This is a genomic window from Vibrio sp. UCD-FRSSP16_30 (assembly GCF_001676025.1).
In the GTDB taxonomy this organism is placed as follows: Bacteria; Pseudomonadota; Gammaproteobacteria; order Enterobacterales; family Vibrionaceae; genus Vibrio.
The window spans coordinates 1-1,104 of the sequence record NZ_LZFW01000051.1 but is presented as its reverse complement, the minus strand read 5'-3'; the positions used below and the strand labels follow the sequence as shown (position 1 = coordinate 1,104).

2 tRNA genes and 2 rRNA genes are annotated in these 1,104 nt (G+C 44.3%); all 4 read right to left on the bottom strand.

The annotated features are described in order from the left end of the window. Positions 1-201 (bottom strand): 23S ribosomal RNA (locus A9260_RS13400); the annotation flags it as partial. Positions 202-586: 385 nt separating this feature from the next. Beyond that, a tRNA-Ala gene (locus tag A9260_RS13395) sits at positions 587-662 on the bottom strand. 38 nt (positions 663-700) lie between these two features. Then, positions 701-777 (bottom strand) — tRNA-Ile (locus A9260_RS13390). 68 nt (positions 778-845) lie between these two features. Next, a 16S ribosomal RNA gene (locus A9260_RS13385) occupies positions 846-1,104 on the bottom strand; the annotation flags it as partial.

Here is a 1,104-nt window from a genome sequence, read left to right as displayed (position 1 = left end):
TAGATGTTTCAGTTCCCCGGGTTTGCCTCGTTATGCTATGTATTCACATAACGATACGTGCTTATGCACGTGGGTTTCCCCATTCAGAAATCCCAGACTCAAATGGTTATTACTACCTAATCTGGGCTTATCGCAAGTTATTACGTCTTTCATCGCCTCTGACTGCCAAGGCATCCACCGTGTACGCTTAGTCACTTAACCATACAACCCCAAAGGGTCTTGCTTAACGCAATACGTTTGCTACAACGTAGTATGACGTTTCCAAGGTGCGTTATCTCTTTATTATGAGCGAGATAACTATTGTTTATTTCCGCTTTAAAAAGCAGAAGTAAACATCGATTTTGCCGGACTCAAATTTGAATAACATCAGGCAATGATGTTATTCCCAAGAACACTTGAATGTGTGTTGGTACCTAAATCATAAAGACTTAGGATTTGAGAACTTTTAAATTTGAACAATAATGCTTTCTTAGTATAAAACTAGGACATTATTGTTCGTCAGCTTTCCAAATTGTTAAAGAGCAAGTTTGTTTCCGAAAACGGAAAAAACCATTTTTAAAGATTCTTGTGAAAGAACACTTAAAGATGGTGGAGCTATGCGGGATCGAACCGCAGACCTCCTGCGTGCAAGGCAGGCGCTCTCCCAGCTGAGCTATAGCCCCATCTGTTTCGATATTGACCTTTTCTCCAAAGGAGAAATTGGTGGGTCTGAGTGGACTTGAACCACCGACCTCCCGCTTATCAGGCGAGCGCTCTAACCAGCTGAGCTACAGACCCAATATCGTCTCTTAAACTTTCTAAACCTAATCAATCTGTGTGGACACTCATCGTGAGTAATCATCGTATAAGGAGGTGATCCAGCCCCAGGTTCCCCTAGGGCTACCTTGTTACGACTTCACCCCAGTCATGAACCACAAAGTGGTGAGCGTCCTCCTCGAAAGGTTAAACTACCCACTTCTTTTGCAGCCCACTCCCATGGTGTGACGGGCGGTGTGTACAAGGCCCGGGAACGTATTCACCGTGACATTCTGATTCACGATTACTAGCGATTCCGACTTCATGGAGTCGAGTTGCAGACTCCAATCCGGACTACGACGCACTTTT